Source organism: Paenarthrobacter sp. CAP02, assembly GCF_040137855.1.
Taxonomy (GTDB): Bacteria; Actinomycetota; Actinomycetes; order Actinomycetales; family Micrococcaceae; genus Arthrobacter.
The window spans coordinates 362,214-375,061 of the sequence record NZ_JBEEII010000004.1; the positions used below are offsets into that span (position 1 = coordinate 362,214).

At 56.8% G+C, this 12,848-nt stretch carries 26 protein-coding genes; 4 read left to right on the plus strand and 22 right to left on the minus strand.

From position 1 onward, the window contains the following. Positions 1–99: 99 nt before the first annotated feature. From ABHM97_RS09535 to ABHM97_RS09615, 17 genes are all read right to left on the minus strand, one after another. Positions 100–507 (minus strand): hypothetical protein, encoded by a 408-nt coding sequence (locus ABHM97_RS09535; protein WP_349470472.1) that lies wholly within the window; start codon positions 505–507, stop codon positions 100–102. Continuing rightward, a complete protein-coding gene (locus tag ABHM97_RS09540; RefSeq protein WP_349470474.1) occupies positions 508–1,077 on the minus strand; it encodes an HNH endonuclease in 570 nt (189 codons plus the stop codon). Between the two features lie 106 nt (positions 1,078–1,183). After that, the gene (gene dcm / locus ABHM97_RS09545) at positions 1,184–2,197 is read right to left on the minus strand and encodes a DNA (cytosine-5-)-methyltransferase (protein WP_349470475.1); all 1,014 of its coding nucleotides are present in this window, start codon (positions 2,195–2,197) and stop codon (positions 1,184–1,186) included. A 31-nt stretch (positions 2,198–2,228) separates the two neighbouring features. After that, complete coding sequence (locus tag ABHM97_RS09550) at positions 2,229–2,396, minus strand: hypothetical protein (RefSeq protein ID WP_349470476.1); 168 nt, start codon at positions 2,394–2,396, stop codon at positions 2,229–2,231. Beyond that, the gene (locus ABHM97_RS09555) at positions 2,393–2,845 is read right to left on the minus strand and encodes a hypothetical protein (protein ID WP_349470477.1); all 453 of its coding nucleotides are present in this window, start codon (positions 2,843–2,845) and stop codon (positions 2,393–2,395) included. Before ABHM97_RS09555 ends, ABHM97_RS09550 begins: the two co-directional genes overlap by 4 nt. A 469-nt stretch (positions 2,846–3,314) precedes the next feature. After that, positions 3,315–3,587, minus strand: a complete 273-nt coding sequence (locus ABHM97_RS09560) for a hypothetical protein (RefSeq protein WP_349470478.1) — start codon at positions 3,585–3,587, stop codon at positions 3,315–3,317. Positions 3,588–3,677: 90 nt separating this feature from the next. Then, positions 3,678–4,157, minus strand: coding sequence for a single-stranded DNA-binding protein (locus ABHM97_RS09565; RefSeq protein WP_349470479.1), 480 nt, complete (start codon positions 4,155–4,157; stop codon positions 3,678–3,680). A 2-nt stretch (positions 4,158–4,159) separates the two neighbouring features. After that, positions 4,160–4,324, minus strand: coding sequence for a hypothetical protein (locus ABHM97_RS09570; RefSeq protein WP_349470480.1), 165 nt, complete (start codon positions 4,322–4,324; stop codon positions 4,160–4,162). Continuing rightward, positions 4,321–4,596 (minus strand): glutaredoxin domain-containing protein, encoded by a 276-nt coding sequence (locus ABHM97_RS09575; protein ID WP_349470482.1) that lies wholly within the window; start codon positions 4,594–4,596, stop codon positions 4,321–4,323. The genes ABHM97_RS09570 and ABHM97_RS09575 overlap by 4 nt, the downstream gene beginning before the upstream one ends. 198 nt (positions 4,597–4,794) lie before the next feature. After that, a complete protein-coding gene (locus tag ABHM97_RS09580; RefSeq protein ID WP_349470484.1) occupies positions 4,795–5,346 on the minus strand; it encodes a hypothetical protein in 552 nt (183 codons plus the stop codon). 2 nt (positions 5,347–5,348) lie between these two features. Then, positions 5,349–5,630 carry a hypothetical protein gene (locus tag ABHM97_RS09585; protein WP_349470486.1) on the minus strand — a complete coding sequence of 94 codons (282 nt, stop codon included), beginning with the start codon at positions 5,628–5,630 and terminating at the stop codon, positions 5,349–5,351. Between the two features lie 2 nt (positions 5,631–5,632). Next, positions 5,633–6,478 carry a lambda exonuclease family protein gene (locus tag ABHM97_RS09590; protein WP_349470487.1) on the minus strand — a complete coding sequence of 282 codons (846 nt, stop codon included), beginning with the start codon at positions 6,476–6,478 and terminating at the stop codon, positions 5,633–5,635. Beyond that, the gene (locus ABHM97_RS09595) at positions 6,478–6,639 is read right to left on the minus strand and encodes a hypothetical protein (protein ID WP_349470488.1); all 162 of its coding nucleotides are present in this window, start codon (positions 6,637–6,639) and stop codon (positions 6,478–6,480) included. Before ABHM97_RS09595 ends, ABHM97_RS09590 begins: the two co-directional genes overlap by 1 nt. 211 nt (positions 6,640–6,850) lie before the next feature. After that, on the minus strand, positions 6,851–7,030 hold the full coding sequence (locus ABHM97_RS09600) for a hypothetical protein (RefSeq protein ID WP_349470489.1): 180 nt from the start codon (positions 7,028–7,030) through the stop codon (positions 6,851–6,853). 210 nt (positions 7,031–7,240) lie between these two features. Next, complete coding sequence (locus ABHM97_RS09605; protein ID WP_349470490.1) at positions 7,241–7,426, minus strand: hypothetical protein; 186 nt, start codon at positions 7,424–7,426, stop codon at positions 7,241–7,243. A 63-nt stretch (positions 7,427–7,489) separates the two neighbouring features. Continuing rightward, positions 7,490–7,666, minus strand: coding sequence for a hypothetical protein (locus tag ABHM97_RS09610; protein WP_349470491.1), 177 nt, complete (start codon positions 7,664–7,666; stop codon positions 7,490–7,492). Between the two features lie 169 nt (positions 7,667–7,835). Continuing rightward, a complete protein-coding gene (locus ABHM97_RS09615; RefSeq protein WP_349470492.1) occupies positions 7,836–8,063 on the minus strand; it encodes a helix-turn-helix domain-containing protein in 228 nt (75 codons plus the stop codon). A gap of 361 nt (positions 8,064–8,424) precedes the next feature. Between ABHM97_RS09615 and ABHM97_RS09620 the strand changes: the two genes are divergently transcribed. From ABHM97_RS09620 to ABHM97_RS09635, 4 genes are all read left to right on the plus strand, one after another. Beyond that, positions 8,425–8,910 (plus strand): hypothetical protein, encoded by a 486-nt coding sequence (locus tag ABHM97_RS09620; protein ID WP_349470493.1) that lies wholly within the window; start codon positions 8,425–8,427, stop codon positions 8,908–8,910. A gap of 153 nt (positions 8,911–9,063) precedes the next feature. After that, a complete protein-coding gene (locus ABHM97_RS09625) occupies positions 9,064–9,468 on the plus strand; it encodes an ImmA/IrrE family metallo-endopeptidase (RefSeq protein WP_349470494.1) in 405 nt (134 codons plus the stop codon). Between the two features lie 34 nt (positions 9,469–9,502). Continuing rightward, positions 9,503–9,766 carry a hypothetical protein gene (locus ABHM97_RS09630; protein WP_349470496.1) on the plus strand — a complete coding sequence of 88 codons (264 nt, stop codon included), beginning with the start codon at positions 9,503–9,505 and terminating at the stop codon, positions 9,764–9,766. 182 nt (positions 9,767–9,948) lie between these two features. Continuing rightward, the gene (locus ABHM97_RS09635; RefSeq protein WP_349470497.1) at positions 9,949–11,043 is read left to right on the plus strand and encodes a tyrosine-type recombinase/integrase; all 1,095 of its coding nucleotides are present in this window, start codon (positions 9,949–9,951) and stop codon (positions 11,041–11,043) included. An 85-nt stretch (positions 11,044–11,128) separates the two neighbouring features. Here the strand turns inward: ABHM97_RS09635 and ABHM97_RS09640 are convergent, their stop codons facing one another. The 5 genes from ABHM97_RS09640 to ABHM97_RS09660 all read right to left on the minus strand — a co-directional run bounded on the left by ABHM97_RS09640 (position 11,129) and on the right by ABHM97_RS09660 (position 12,689). After that, the gene (locus tag ABHM97_RS09640; RefSeq protein WP_349470498.1) at positions 11,129–11,296 is read right to left on the minus strand and encodes a hypothetical protein; all 168 of its coding nucleotides are present in this window, start codon (positions 11,294–11,296) and stop codon (positions 11,129–11,131) included. Then, entirely contained in the window at positions 11,293–11,682 is a 390-nt protein-coding gene (locus tag ABHM97_RS09645; RefSeq protein ID WP_349470499.1) for a hypothetical protein, read from the minus strand. Before ABHM97_RS09645 ends, ABHM97_RS09640 begins: the two co-directional genes overlap by 4 nt. Next, on the minus strand, positions 11,679–11,996 hold the full coding sequence (locus tag ABHM97_RS09650; RefSeq protein ID WP_349470500.1) for a hypothetical protein: 318 nt from the start codon (positions 11,994–11,996) through the stop codon (positions 11,679–11,681). Before ABHM97_RS09650 ends, ABHM97_RS09645 begins: the two co-directional genes overlap by 4 nt. Next, on the minus strand, positions 11,989–12,207 hold the full coding sequence (locus ABHM97_RS09655; protein ID WP_349470502.1) for a hypothetical protein: 219 nt from the start codon (positions 12,205–12,207) through the stop codon (positions 11,989–11,991). The genes ABHM97_RS09650 and ABHM97_RS09655 overlap by 8 nt, the downstream gene beginning before the upstream one ends. A 257-nt stretch (positions 12,208–12,464) precedes the next feature. Beyond that, the gene (locus tag ABHM97_RS09660) at positions 12,465–12,689 is read right to left on the minus strand and encodes a hypothetical protein (RefSeq protein ID WP_349470503.1); all 225 of its coding nucleotides are present in this window, start codon (positions 12,687–12,689) and stop codon (positions 12,465–12,467) included. Positions 12,690–12,848: the final 159 nt, after the last annotated feature.

Sequence of the window (12,848 nt, forward strand, 5' to 3'; positions counted from 1 at the left end):
GCGAGACGAGCGCCGTGCGCGTATAACGTATACGTGCATTGGGTCTCGCAATGCCCCGCGTAATGCGATTTTGGATGCGATCGCATACGAATCGCATAACTAAATCGGGGGCTCGCCAGGGCTATCTTCCACAGCTTTAATCGGCGCATCGCCACGCTTAGCCCACCTGGCGGCTGCGCCTTTCCTGCCGGCTTCGGAACGCCGCTGGATGTAAGCCGCATCAGGCTGGTAGAGGTCGTAGTCGTGGATCTTCCATCCCTCGGGTGACGGCTCCCATAGACCGGCGTCAACAAGCCTCTGAGCGTCTTTAGCGGTTCCCTGGATGATCGGCAGCGCTAGCTTCGGGATGATGCCTGATGCCCCGTTTTCGCCGGCATACCCGTACGAAAACCAGTAGACAACCGCTGTGCGCCAACCGTTAGGCTGGCCAAGCAAGCCAAGCACCTTATGGTTCCGGTAGATGCTAGCCTCAGTCCGAACCCACTCCACACCAGTTTCGAGAGCCATTCACTCGCCCTCAGCTTCCAGGAGAGATTTGGCTATTTCTTGGAGCTTTGCAACACGCTTCCACGCGACACCGCAGGCATAGCGGAACTTGTTATTGCTGTAGACCCCATAAGCGGTAGCGGCGATGTCAACACACTCAAGTAGTGTCTCGATCGGGAGTCCTGCTTCGTAGAATGAGACCGCTGTTTGTTCCCAGTTGGACGGCAACGGGAACCATCCTCGGTCGTTGTCATAACGGTCAACATGGTTGAACAACTTGTCTCGGTATTCGAAGTGTTTGGACTGTTCCGCGGCTTCAATCGTTGCTGCTTGCTTGATTGCGGCAGCCCACCGGATAGCGTCTTGGGCTACATCGGCTACGGTTGCTGCTTCTGGGCTTACTGATGTTTTGCCTGAGTTGCAATCTACGCATGCTGCTACGAGGTTGTCAGCGGTGTCTGTGCCGCCAAGCGTTGTGGGCGTTACGTGGTCTACATGTAGTTTCACCTCGGGGGCTGATGCCCCGCAGTATCGGCATGTGTGGTTGTCTCGTTTTAGGATTTCGAAGCGGAGGCGCTTGCTGACTGTCAATTGGTTACCGCTTTCTTGTCGCGTTCCCGTTGTTCCCGCATGGTTTGCTTCCGTGCCGTGTCCGCTTGCTTACGCTGCTGCCGGCGCTCCTGATCCGAGGCGTGCGTCATGCGAGTGTTCGCTCTGCCACGTACTCCACCACGGGGACGCTTACGGCGTTACCGCACTGCTTGTAACGCTGCGTGTCACTACCAACAGTCCACCCATCAGAGAAGCCTTGCAGCCGCTCGCATTCGGTGGGGGTCAAACGACGGATCGTGGTTTGGAGGGAAATCTTTGGCACTTCGGCTCCGCCAGTGGAGGCGCCACCAGTGGAGATGGTCGGGGAGAGCCCGGCAGGGTCATATAGGCGTTGTGACTGGCTGCGGTGGCCTGTCATTTCGATAATCGACACCTCGGCGATTCCGGTTCGAGCCCCGTGGTTATCGAGCCCCTTCCAGTAGTTGGCGTCGATCGTAGTGGCTAATCCATTGGGACGCTCGACATACATTTCAGGCTTCCCTGGGTAGTTGTTCCGAACTACTCCAAACCGCCCCTGGTTGCGCCCTGCCTGAGGATTCTGATTACGCGCTCCTGGGGCAGGAAATACTTGGGGTCGGGGTGTTCCTCCAAGATTTCCGACAAGGTACACCCGTTCCCGGTGCTGGGGGACTCCGTAATCCTTGCTGTTGAGTATCTGCCACTGGACGTCATACCCCAGTTCATCAAGGGTCCGGAGAATGGTTCGGAAAGTTTCCCCGCCCTTGTGGTTGATGAGGCCCTTGACGTTTTCGAGGATGAAGCGTCGGGGCTGTCGGACGGCGAGGATTCTGGCGATGTCAAAGAATAGGGTTCCCCTTGCTTCTTCGAACCCGAGCCGTTTTCCTCCGATGCTGAATGCCTGGCAGGGAAATCCACCAACGAGAAGATCGAAGACTGGTAGGGCATCGGGGTTGATGAGGGTAGCGTCTCCGTAGTTGTCATGATTGAAGTGCCTTTCGTATGTGGCGATGGCGTGCTTGTCAATTTCGGAATAGCCGACGCATTCAGCTTCGATTCCAAGCGTCTTGGCTGCTTTCTCGATGCCGAGTTCGAAGCCGCCGATGCCTGAGAACATCGAGAAGTACCTGACGTGCCTCATGCTGCGGTGTCCTTTGCGTGTCTGTGGGTGGTCAATGGTTTTCCTCGAATCGGATGGCGAGGTCTGGGCGGTTGTGGCGTCGTAGCCAGCGGGCGAGTGTTTGTTCTTGCCGGTATCCGACGGCGGTCATGGCTGCGTGCCTGGATTGTCCTAGCGCGAATTGCCATTCGATTTCTTCGATGATTTCGGGATCCCTCATGCTGCTATTCCTATCCTCGTAACTCCTGCTCGTCCGTCAGGTCCGGTAGCCAGCGCTTTCTGCTCAGATAGGCGCTGGACCTTGGCGAACGTTATGTGCTTCGCTTTGGCGATGTCCTGTCCGCGTTCGAAACCTGATCGGTATGCGCGTTCGGCGAGGGCTCTGGCTTGTTCGGTTGCCATCTCTCGGATGAGTGATGCTTCTCGTTGGGCGTCGATGATTTCTTGGCGAGCAAGGTACTTTTGGTTTTCCAAGACTGCGAGTTCTTCAACGGCGAGCTTCCTAATTTCGGCCAGGTCAGCTTTGGATTCCTCCACTTTTGCGGCCCAAGTCTTCTTGCGTGTCTCTAGTGACCTGAGCTTTTTGAGGAGGTCTTTGGTCTCTTGTTCGAGGGTCTGTTCTGCTGATCGGAGAACGCTTTTCGGTTTGCCAGTCCACACGTATGCCATCTCAGAACCTCCAAAGGCCTGTTGCTGCGGCGATCACCAGACCAAGAACCGAACCAAACGCGACGGCTCCCCCGAAGATGGTTATGGTCCTGCTCCATGTCATTCCGATGCATACTTTGGCGACACAAGCGGTTGCTGCTATTCCGAGAAACGTGAGGGCGAGTTCCACGGGGGTCATTAGTTGGTTCCTTTTGTGTATGGGCGGCAGTCTGGGCAGTGGGTGGGTTTGTGTTTGTTGCGGTTGGGGCGTTGGATGCCGCATCGTCCGCAGGTGTATGAGCTTGGTTGGTGGGTTGGGTAGGGTTTGGATCGGGCGAGGATGCTCATGGCTGGTCCCAGTTCTGCCGGAATGTTGGTGTGGTTACGTTGCAGGGGGAGTGCGGGCAGGAGGCCCAGTTGTTGGCGTGATGGTGTTCCTGGTGCCATATGCGTAGTGCTTTTACGTTGTCGGCCATGCTGTCTTTGAAGGTCATGACGGGTCCTTGTAAGTGAGTGTTACGTCGTACCCGTGGTTGTCGGTGTAGTGGAGCGTCATGCCGTCACGGGTGAATGGTGTGTGGTTTTCTTTGAGCCGGTCGGCGCGTTCCTGGATGGCTTGGGCTGGTGTTGTGAACCAAGAGACGTGCTGGCTGGTCATGACCATGCGTAGTTCGAGGATGTGTTGTGGGGTTGTTTCGGGGATTGGTTCTTGTTGTCCGCGTCCGCCGATGGTTCCTACGCCTGTGTCCCGGTACTGGGTCATGGTTTGCTCCTTGGGGTGTGGGGTGATGTTCGAGATACCGACCAAAACGGGTTCTTGGCGTAATGGCCGATATCTCGAACACGGGGGTGGCTAGAAGGGCGGTTCGGATCCGAACGTGGGTTGCGGTGCCGCCCAAGGGTCCGCTTGTGGTGCGGCTGCTGCCATTGCTGGCTGCTGCTGCCCGCCGAACCCTCCGGCATTTCCGGCCCGTTGGGTGCGGTTGACCTTGGCATTCGCGAACCTGAGCGACGGGCCTATCTCGTCAATCTCGAACTCGATAGCTGTTCGCTTCTCACCATTGACCTCGTACTGCCTGGGCTTGAGCCGCCCGGAAGCGACGACACGCATACCCTTAGTCAGGGACTCAGCTACGTTCTCAGCCATTTCCCGCCAAACAGAGGACCGGAGGAACAATGTCTCCCCGTCCTTCCATTCGTTCGATTGGCGGTCGAACACTTTCGGCGTAGACGCGATGGTGAAGTTAGCGACCGCGGATCCGCTGGGCACAAAACGCAGCTCCGGGTCATTCGTGAGATTGCCGATAACGGTCAGGGTGGTTTCGCCGGCCATGGCTAGTTGCTCTTTTCGTAGGAGATGATGAAGTCTTGGACGAGTTCCGGGTAGCTGTCCTCGCCGGTTTCTTCGTCGTTTTCCAAGGATTTGTGGGTGTCGTAGTCGATGTCACTGATCAGGAGCCGAAGTGCTCGGTCTACACGGGCTGGGTCGAGGTTGCTCATGCTGCTGCTTCCGTTGTGTGTGTGTACTTGCTGAGGTTGTCGGGGTGGAATCCTGACCACATGAGGTCGGTTTCTGGGTCGCCGGTTGAGACTATGACAACGGGCGCTTGAGTGAACCCGAGGGCCTTCACAGCTTCGGCGTCGGCTTCGTTTTCGGGGAGCGTTATATCGACCTCCGTATAAGGGATGTGCTTCTTGTCGAGCCAGCGTTTGGTGGGTTTGCACTGGACGCATCCAGGGGTGGTGTACACAGTTATGGTGCGGGTTTTCAAGCTGCTGCTTTCAGTTGTTGGATTTGTTCGGGTGTTGGGTCGAGCCATCGGGTCCAGTGGTAGCCGTGGTGTTCGCACTCGTAGAATCTGACTTCGGCTTCCCCGCCTTTCGTGGCCCAGATGATGGCGTGGATGTGGCGGGCGTGTTCGATGCTGCGGCATTTCAATTTGCCGCAGTCGCAGCGGCGGGGGAGGCGTTCAGGCCGGAGGGTTTTCATCAGCGGGGGTGGCGAGCTGGTAGATGGCGGTCAGGGTTTCCTGTGGTGCGCCGGCTTTCTGTGCTGCGTAGTAGACGGCTTTGATGTTGTTGATGTCACCTGCTGCTTGATGTGCCTCAGCCAGGAAGTCACGGGCTGTTGTTGGTGCCGGGAGGGGTGTGACGGTGAAGTTCTTGCGCTTCCCACGAGTGGCTGTGAGTGCGACAGTGAGAGGTTTCTCAATGTGGGAGAGGTGGCTAATTTCGATGCCGCCTACCTTTTCCCTGCCGAACGTGATTTCCGGGTTGCGGTACAGGGTGAGGCGGTGACCAGCGTAGGAGGCTGCTTCTGGTCCCCACGCCATGACCATTACCCTGCGCATGGACTTGGAGGGCCGGTAAGCGCGTCCAGGGTATTCGACCAATCGAACGTCCACGGGCTGCTCAGCGTTGCCTTGAACAACTTCCTGGATGGTCACCGTGACCGGGCCACTGATCAGATCGTCAGCGTTGAGCTGGTCAGACTTTGGGGCGATGGTTGCTGTCATGTCCATGGTTAGAACTCGATTTCTGCGTAGTGGTCGATGTAGCCGTGGTAGTCCATGAGGGGGAGGCTTTCGTCCCGCACGTCTGGAACCTTTGACAGCTTGCGGTCCCGGATTGTGGCGAGTGCATCTTGAGATGTCTCCCCGCGCTTTCCGCCCAGTACTTCCACTTGGAAGTCATCGATGCTTGCAGGCACGTTGTCGCTCGATGTGTAGCGATCAAGGTTGCAGCGGAAGGCTTTGGTCTGCCATTCGGTGCCGTCTGCGTCGTAGAAGCTGTCGAACATTCCCATGGTTAGAACTCCATATCTGCGAAGTGGTTGATGCGTTCGGTGGGTTCTTGGCCTGCTGTGGCGAGTCGGTAGTTGCCGATCATGACGGCTGCCGTGTTCTCAAACTCACGGGCGGCTTCGATGATCGCGGCTTGCCACAAAGGGTCAGGGTGGACGCGTTTCACGAATGGGGGCATGCCGCCGTTGTAGGACATGAAGTCCAGCCATTCGCGGCCTGACACCAAGAGGCCTGTCTGAATTTGGGCCATGTGTTCCGCGGGAACTTCGTCGGCAAGGATCGTGGCGAGGTGCTTCTTCTGGCGGGGTGACTTGATTTCGATCAACCCGTCATCACCCACCAACCCATCCGGGCTGTAGCCGATACGTCCCCAGCCGAAGTCACGAACCATGAACCCGACCTCATGTGCCGGCGCGTACCGTTCGCTGTACACGTCGCGGGCGTACGGCTCATCCAGGGTTCCGCGCAGCATGTCGCGGCTCTCTTGTACTGGTTCGACGTAGCCGGTGATCCGTTCCGCTACCAGAGCGAGTGTGAGTGCACGGGAGTAGTCAGTTGACGAGACTTTGAAAACGGGTGGGAGATGGTTCGCGGCGTGTGCGCGTTCGTCGTGCGGGGTCTTGATCGGAGTGGGGACCTTCCGTGCGGTGCTGATGCACTGACTCCCTGCTGGTTCCCCGCACCTTGAACAATCAACGGCTAAGGCATCCGGGGATCCTAGGGTGATGAACTGCCCGATGACTGAGGCCGTGGGAATGCCGCACCTTGCCTGTAACCATTCCGGTTCGCCCTGGATGAGGTCATCGAATATGTGGAGGTTGCTTGCTTCTGACTCGACCGTGACTGTCATTATTCGGCGTCCTCGGGGTTGATGGGTTCGGTGATGGCTTGGTCTTGGTGGCAGGGACAGGAGGGGTTGTGTTGGTTGCGTACCGTGGCTGCGAGGTTGGCGTTAGACGCGCGGAGAAGGTCTCGATGTTCTTCCAAGTAGTAGAAATCTGCTGATGTCATTGCTGACCGTCATTCTTAGGATGGGGAAGCTCAACCCATGGAGTCTCTGACACCTTTGTGTGGACTTCTCGATGGGCAAGAGTTGCCGGGACTCCACGAAACTCAAGGTAGAGAAGCTCGTTTTCAGCGGCTTCAAGGGTGGTGAAGGGCTTGTAAGTTGCTTCGTCTAGCAGGACGCCGTACTGATGGGCCATCCATTCGTGTGCGCTCATTAGGCCACACCCCCGAGGATCATTTGGTGCAGGTCCGGGGCATTCTTGGCGAGGTATTTTGCTGCTGCTCGGCGTTCGTGTTCGGTGGTGGAAACGGAACCCAGCAGCATGTCGCGGTTGAACACTGATGCGGGGTTCACCAAGTCGTTGGCGGGTACGAGGGCGAGGTGGCGGCTCATCGGGTTCTCATTTCTTTGTCGGTACGGTCGGTGCATGTGGGGTGGTGGTGGGTTGTGGTGACAGGGAACGGGCCAACATATTCGCGGGTGGCGGTGCAGCGTTCGTGACGGTTACGGTCAGGGGTGAACGTCATGGCAGCTTCCGGTCCTCGATGACGGCCCAGCGGGTGAACACGCCAGCCATGATGGTGCCGGCCAGGAACAGGGCGATCATGCCTTGATCCTGTGTGCGTAGCCGATGTTGTGAGCTGCGCGGAATGCGTCTGAGAAATTTGGGTAGGAATATTCGCAAGCCTGCCCTGAGTATTTGCCAACCCACTGGACTTTGTATTCGCCGGCGTCTGCGATGACGCGGGGCCGTCCTGTGAGTTCCTGGTTGCGGAGTCGGTTACTCATTGGTTTCTTCTTCCTGTGGGTCTAGGTAGCGGTCAACTTGTCGTTCGAATTCGCGGTCTGGGCTCATGAGTCCTCCGAGAATTTGGCTTCGAGGTTCTTCATCTCTTCTTCTGCTGCTTTGAATGTGGCGAGGTCCACGTCTCGTACTTGGTTGCCGCCTGCGTAGGACCTTGCGATGAAGTAGGCGGCGTTGTCTCGGCGGCGCTTTGCTTTCTCCCACTGCTCGAACGTTCCGCTCATTGCTGCTCTCCGTAGGCTTCGTTTTCTAGTGCGGCTCGTAGGTCGGCTACCCAGTACTCCTGAGTTGCGCCGTCTTCCGTGGTGATCTGGACTTTCTCTGGGCTGATCCGCTCTATCTCGATTGGAGCGGTCCCCGTCGTGGATCGGACGGTGATAGCCACGACGGCGGTCATGCGGCCTGCGCGTCAAGTAGACGCGGATCGAGTTCAAGGGCTTCCGCGAGACGGTCAATACGGTCTGCGGGGATGGGCCGGTAGCCGGTGCGGTAGTTCGTCAGCGTGGTCTGGTCTACGCCGATGTGCTTGGCGAGGGGAGCTACTTTGAGTCGCTTTACACTCATGCCGAGTCGGACGAGGTGTGCGATTCGTTCGTGGTCGATGTCGGAAATCTTGCTCATGGTGTCCTCCTGAATTTTGGGGTTCAGGGCTGCTCTCCCTGATGAAAAAGACACTAGTGCAATCAGGTGCAATGAACAAGTGTTGGACGGTGCAATATTTTGCAAGGTAGGCACTTTTCCGCGTGATCTAGCGGTTTTTGGAGGCAAAAAAAGATGTCATTCAGTGTCGCATTGCACGATTCGGCACGGTTTGAATGACAAGAAATTTCTGGACCTTGCATGGAAGAGTGGTGAAGCTAGAACCAAGTAGCACTGGATGAGCAGATCAAGTACTACCCAGTGGCATCGAGCAGGGTGCTACTAAAAAGACAAGTACTGGTTGCCCTATGCAAACGTGGGCGCCGGAAGGACATTGGTTTACATGAGAGAAGTCAACAGAGCAGAGTTGGCGCGTTTGATCCTCGAACACCTGGCGGATAAGGGCCTCGGTAAGGAAGAGTTCGCTAGGTCGTTCCCGGACACTGTGAAGCGCCGCGCGGTTTATCACTGGATGGCCGGCAGCCACGCGCCTGTGGGTGTTGGGCAGCGGGCCGTGCTGGAGGACGTGTTGGGTTGGAAGCGTGGTTCTGTCGCGACTGTCCTGGATTCGAAGCCCGGTTCTGAGTTTGTTTTGTCTGAGCTGCGTGACTGGACTCAGGTTGGCGAGTCGGAGAAACCGGTTGCTCGCGCGTCTGAGTTGTCTCTGGATGAGTTGGTGTTGGAGTTGACGCGCAGGGTTGGTGTGTTGCAGGCGCGTAATGAGTTGTTGGAGCAGAACGCGGCTGACCGTTCGGAGCCTAAGGGTGTGTTTGGTTTGGCTGCTAACTCGATGGATGCGGGCCGGAATATGGAGCATTTGGAGCCGTAGGTAACGGCCTTGTTACCTGAACGGTCAAGTTTTGTGTCCGAGGTGTGACCTGTTCTGTCCAGTCTTTGGCGTTAATTGTCGTCGGGGTCGGTTACGGTAACATCATTCGCTCTCAACTGGGGGTAGCGACATGGACAAGTCTGGGGTTTTGTTGTGGTGAAGGTTGTTAGGCAGCGTTTGGAGAATGGTTACGCGGGTTGCACTGATGGTGACACGATTTGGTTGGATGACCGGTTGAACGCTGCTCAGATGCTCTGCACGTTGTTGCATGAGTTGGTGCATGTTGAGTTGGGCCATTCGGGTCATCAGGTTGAGGCTGTTGAGATGCAGGTCCGGTATGAGGTGGCTCGGCGTCTCCTTCCGTTGGATCGGATTGTTGGGGTGTGTAAGAACGGTAAGACACTTCAGGATTTGGCGACTGAGTTGGGTGTGACGCAGCAGGTTCTCATGGACCGCGCCGCAACGTTGACTGACAAGGAAGCCAAAGCGGCGGGTTGTTTCGACTGCCTCAAGTGCCCCGCGATCCAGGCCCGCAAACGCCGCAAACAACCCGCCTAGTGTTGTTTAGTGTTATCAAGTGTAAGATTGTGATATGAGCAGCGAAAACAAGTTCGAGACAGAAGCGGCGAACCTAAACCGGACCCACCTCGGGCGGATCATCCGCTTCGTCCAGGGCGATGCCATCTTCCAAGACACTCTTGCTGGCATCTCCCACGAAGCGGATGTTATTGAGGAACCAAACTATTTTCAGGAAGTGCCCGACTATGCGCTTGGGCGTATAACGACAATTGTCCGTCTTGCCCGCGCTGGTTCCGTGCATGTAGCAGGTAGCCAGCCCGTGGAGCTTTTACCGTGAGTCCGCGTCCTCAGTTGGGTGTGGGTGAGTTTGGGGCGGTGAGTTACACGCTCAGGTTGCCGGTGGTTGTTGCTAAGTGCCGGTTCAGGGGTTTGGATGGTGTGACTCGTCAGGTGTCTGCGCAGGGTGTTGGGCGTGGGCGTGACGATAAGGCGGTCACGTCTACGGGTAAGACTGCTGCGTTGAAGGCGCTCAAGGTGAAGCTTGATGCGATGCGTATGGGCACTGGTGACATCAATTCTGAAACCAGGATCAGTGAGTTGGTGGAGGTTTGGTGGGCTGGTAAGCAGACGGAGGGTTTGAAGTACCGAACGTTGGAGCGTTTGCGGGGTCATGTTGATCGGCATATTGTTCCGCGGATTGGTGGGCTCAGGGTTCGTGAGGCGACGACTGCCCGTTTGGATGTGTTTATCCGGGATCTTCTTCAAACGCTTGGGCCGACGACTACTGTTCAGGTTCGTTCTGCGTTGATGGGTGTGTTTACTGAGGCGCAGCGGCATGATGCTGTGGTTGTGAATCCTGTGGCGGCGACTCGTGTGCCGAAGCGTGAGCGTGGCGTGATCCGGGCGTTGTCGTTGGAAGAGTTTTTGGGGATGCGCCGGCACGCTGAGGAACAACTCAGGCCGCTGACTCGTGGGGAACGGTTGGCTCGTGCTGGTGGTGACCTGAAACGAATGGGTGGCACGAACCGGGCGCAAACACCGTTGGATGTGATCGACTTCCTCATTGGGACAGGTTGCCGCGCTAGTGAACCGCTGGGTTTGCAGTGGGCTGATGTGCATTTAGATGATGAGGTGCCGTGGGTTCGTATCCGTCAGCAGGTTATAAGGGAGAAGGAGCGGGGGTTGGTGTTAGCCCCTACTAAGGAGAAGGACGTACGCAACCTTGCGTTGCCTGGGTTTGCTGTTGAGATGTTGAGGCGCCGCCAACAACTGCCTGCGAATGATATGGGTTTGGTGTTCACGAACGTGCGGAACAACCTGATCGACCCGTCGAATATGCGGAAGACGTGGCGGTCGTTGTTCGCCCCTGAACCAGTCGAGCGGGAGAAGCTGATCAATGCCGGCACTCTGGACGAGATGTTCCCGTGGCATTGGGTGACGCAGAAGACGTTGCGGAAGACGGTGGCGACGTTGATTAACCTGGAACTCGGCAGTGAGGTTGCGGCTACCCAGCTCGGCCACACCTCCGACCAGATCACGCGGAAGCACTATATAGAGAAGGACCGAAAACCCTCAGACCAACGCAGCGCACTCGAAAAATTCAACGCCGCATAACCCCGAACACAAGTATGGCCCCCGCAACCAGTCAACGCGGGGGCCATTACTTATATGTGGTGGTGGCGCTACGAATCTGCAATCATCATCTGGTTTCGAGAACTTCCACGCGCACGAGTGAGCTTGCAGACTTGTATGGGTCGGCATTCACGTCGTCCCAGAACGCCCTAGCTGCTGGCTCGTCATCGAAGCGCTTCTTGAGCGGCATTGTTCCATCGGAGAAGTAAGTTATCTCAAAGTAGCTGTCGTTCATTCGCTTCTCCTGCGGTCGTTTGTAATTGCTTGCTCTATGTCTTGCAGGAGTTCTGGTGCGATGTCGGCGAGTTGTTTGGTTGCGTAGTCGCTTACTCGTTGGGCGCGCAAGTGTCGAACTGCTGCTAGTTGCTGTTCGGTGAAGTCGCCGCCGTTGCGTAGGTACCCTGGTTTGCTGAGCAGGTCACTGACAGCATCGAGTAATGCCGCGTCAGTGACTAGGCGCCCGGTTCCGTCTTTCATGTAGAACCACCGCGCACGAGACAACGTAACACCACGATCAGCCAGCGCGTCGCGTATCTCGCGGAACGTCACCGGCCTGCCACGCTCAACCTCCACCACATCCAACAACAAGGTAAGGCGGCGGGAAAGATCAGCAGGAGTCACGGCAACAGCCTACTCACGTACCTGTAGGCGTCAGATTGTTCGCGGAGCATCAGAGCTACTTGGTGAGATTTGTATGCTCGCCCGTTGCCTGTCCCGTCCGGTAACCGCGCATGGAACTGTTCCGCTTCATCGAGTGCTTGCGCGGCGATGAACGGGGCAGCAGCTTCAAGCACTCGGCGGGCGAGGCTTAGTGACCTGTTCCGCATGAGCGCAACCGGCGATCCCGCTTCTCCGGCGCCGTTCTCGTCAAAGTAGTTCCACTGTTCCGGCTCATATACCCGCGCCGCAGCCTCTGCCGCTTCATCACTAATCATCTTTGCTCCTGTATGGATTGATGGGGGAGTGCTGGTAGACGGGTTCGTGTTCGGCCTCGTCGTAGCCTTCGTCCCATGCGCGGGCCATGAGCACGGGCGCCCCTGCCTCTAGAACAGCGCGGACAAGTTTGCGGCGACTCCTGTTGGAGACCGTCGGAAGACGCTCAACTGCCACTAGCGCCGCTTCTACCGCTTCGTCAGGGACGGTCATGCTCCGTCACTCAAGTTCTTACCGCACTCTGGGCACTGTTGCCAACGGTCGATATCTACGCACTGGTGAGTCTCGATGTCACTCATTAGTCATCCTCGTCTTCGTCGTTGTCATCAGCATCTTCCATTTCCAACAAGCATGGGTCGCAATACTCGAACTCATCCTCAGTGAGTGGTTCGGTGCAGACTCGGCAGTTGATTCGTCGGCTCATTGTTGTCCTCTGCTCAGGCGGTTGGTTTTGTACTTGCCGCACGGGGTCATGACTCGCATCCGCAGGTTTGTGTGTGGAGGTTGCCGTGTTTGCCGTTAGATCCGAGTGGGCGTTGGCGGTCGATGTCGTCCAGGATTCTTTGGATGCGGGCAAAGTCGCCCTTGCTTGGGCGACTTGACCCCGTTCGAGCCGATACATGCAGGGCGTGTTCGGCCAGGCACATTGTCTCGCGGATCATCTTCAAGCTATCCACCGTCATGATCACGCTCATGCCCCGCTCCTTTGATCCTGACTTGCTCCACTGAAACTCATCACTTTCGCAAATCCCTTATGTTGTCTAGTGAAAGCCAGTGTTATAGCCCTCAAAAGTTTGCATACCTTATTGTGTCATGTCGTGTCATAAAAGGGAAGTAGTGACACTGAACGACAC

What these genes read in the sequence shown, in the direction of transcription:
- ABHM97_RS09655 (WP_349470502.1), bottom strand. Translation starts at nt 12,207, where the DNA reads ATGACCGTCCCTGACGAAGCGGTAGAAGCGGCGCTAGTGGCAGTTGAG.
- ABHM97_RS09560 (WP_349470478.1), bottom strand. Translation starts at nt 3,587, where the DNA reads ATGACCCAGTACCGGGACACAGGCGTAGGAACCATCGGCGGACGCGGA.
- ABHM97_RS09615 (WP_349470492.1), bottom strand. Translation starts at nt 8,063, where the DNA reads ATGAGCAAGATTTCCGACATCGACCACGAACGAATCGCACACCTCGTC.
- ABHM97_RS09605 (WP_349470490.1), bottom strand. Translation starts at nt 7,426, where the DNA reads ATGAGTAACCGACTCCGCAACCAGGAACTCACAGGACGGCCCCGCGTC.
- ABHM97_RS09590 (WP_349470487.1), bottom strand. Translation starts at nt 6,478, where the DNA reads ATGACAGTCACGGTCGAGTCAGAAGCAAGCAACCTCCACATATTCGAT.
- ABHM97_RS09550 (WP_349470476.1), bottom strand. Translation starts at nt 2,396, where the DNA reads ATGAGGGATCCCGAAATCATCGAAGAAATCGAATGGCAATTCGCGCTA.
- ABHM97_RS09640 (WP_349470498.1), bottom strand. Translation starts at nt 11,296, where the DNA reads ATGAACGACAGCTACTTTGAGATAACTTACTTCTCCGATGGAACAATG.
- ABHM97_RS09535 (WP_349470472.1), bottom strand. Translation starts at nt 507, where the DNA reads ATGGCTCTCGAAACTGGTGTGGAGTGGGTTCGGACTGAGGCTAGCATC.
- ABHM97_RS09610 (WP_349470491.1), bottom strand. Translation starts at nt 7,666, where the DNA reads ATGAGCGGAACGTTCGAGCAGTGGGAGAAAGCAAAGCGCCGCCGAGAC.
- ABHM97_RS09620 (WP_349470493.1), top strand. Translation starts at nt 8,425, where the DNA reads ATGAGAGAAGTCAACAGAGCAGAGTTGGCGCGTTTGATCCTCGAACAC.
- ABHM97_RS09570 (WP_349470480.1), bottom strand. Translation starts at nt 4,324, where the DNA reads ATGAGCAACCTCGACCCAGCCCGTGTAGACCGAGCACTTCGGCTCCTG.
- ABHM97_RS09585 (WP_349470486.1), bottom strand. Translation starts at nt 5,630, where the DNA reads ATGGGAATGTTCGACAGCTTCTACGACGCAGACGGCACCGAATGGCAG.
- ABHM97_RS09555 (WP_349470477.1), bottom strand. Translation starts at nt 2,845, where the DNA reads ATGGCATACGTGTGGACTGGCAAACCGAAAAGCGTTCTCCGATCAGCA.
- ABHM97_RS09630 (WP_349470496.1), top strand. Translation starts at nt 9,503, where the DNA reads ATGAGCAGCGAAAACAAGTTCGAGACAGAAGCGGCGAACCTAAACCGG.
- ABHM97_RS09565 (WP_349470479.1), bottom strand. Translation starts at nt 4,157, where the DNA reads ATGGCCGGCGAAACCACCCTGACCGTTATCGGCAATCTCACGAATGAC.
- ABHM97_RS09595 (WP_349470488.1), bottom strand. Translation starts at nt 6,639, where the DNA reads ATGACATCAGCAGATTTCTACTACTTGGAAGAACATCGAGACCTTCTC.
- ABHM97_RS09660 (WP_349470503.1), bottom strand. Translation starts at nt 12,689, where the DNA reads ATGAGCGTGATCATGACGGTGGATAGCTTGAAGATGATCCGCGAGACA.
- ABHM97_RS09600 (WP_349470489.1), bottom strand. Translation starts at nt 7,030, where the DNA reads ATGAGCCGCCACCTCGCCCTCGTACCCGCCAACGACTTGGTGAACCCC.
- ABHM97_RS09650 (WP_349470500.1), bottom strand. Translation starts at nt 11,996, where the DNA reads ATGATTAGTGATGAAGCGGCAGAGGCTGCGGCGCGGGTATATGAGCCG.
- dcm (WP_349470475.1), bottom strand. Translation starts at nt 2,197, where the DNA reads ATGAGGCACGTCAGGTACTTCTCGATGTTCTCAGGCATCGGCGGCTTC.
- ABHM97_RS09580 (WP_349470484.1), bottom strand. Translation starts at nt 5,346, where the DNA reads ATGGACATGACAGCAACCATCGCCCCAAAGTCTGACCAGCTCAACGCT.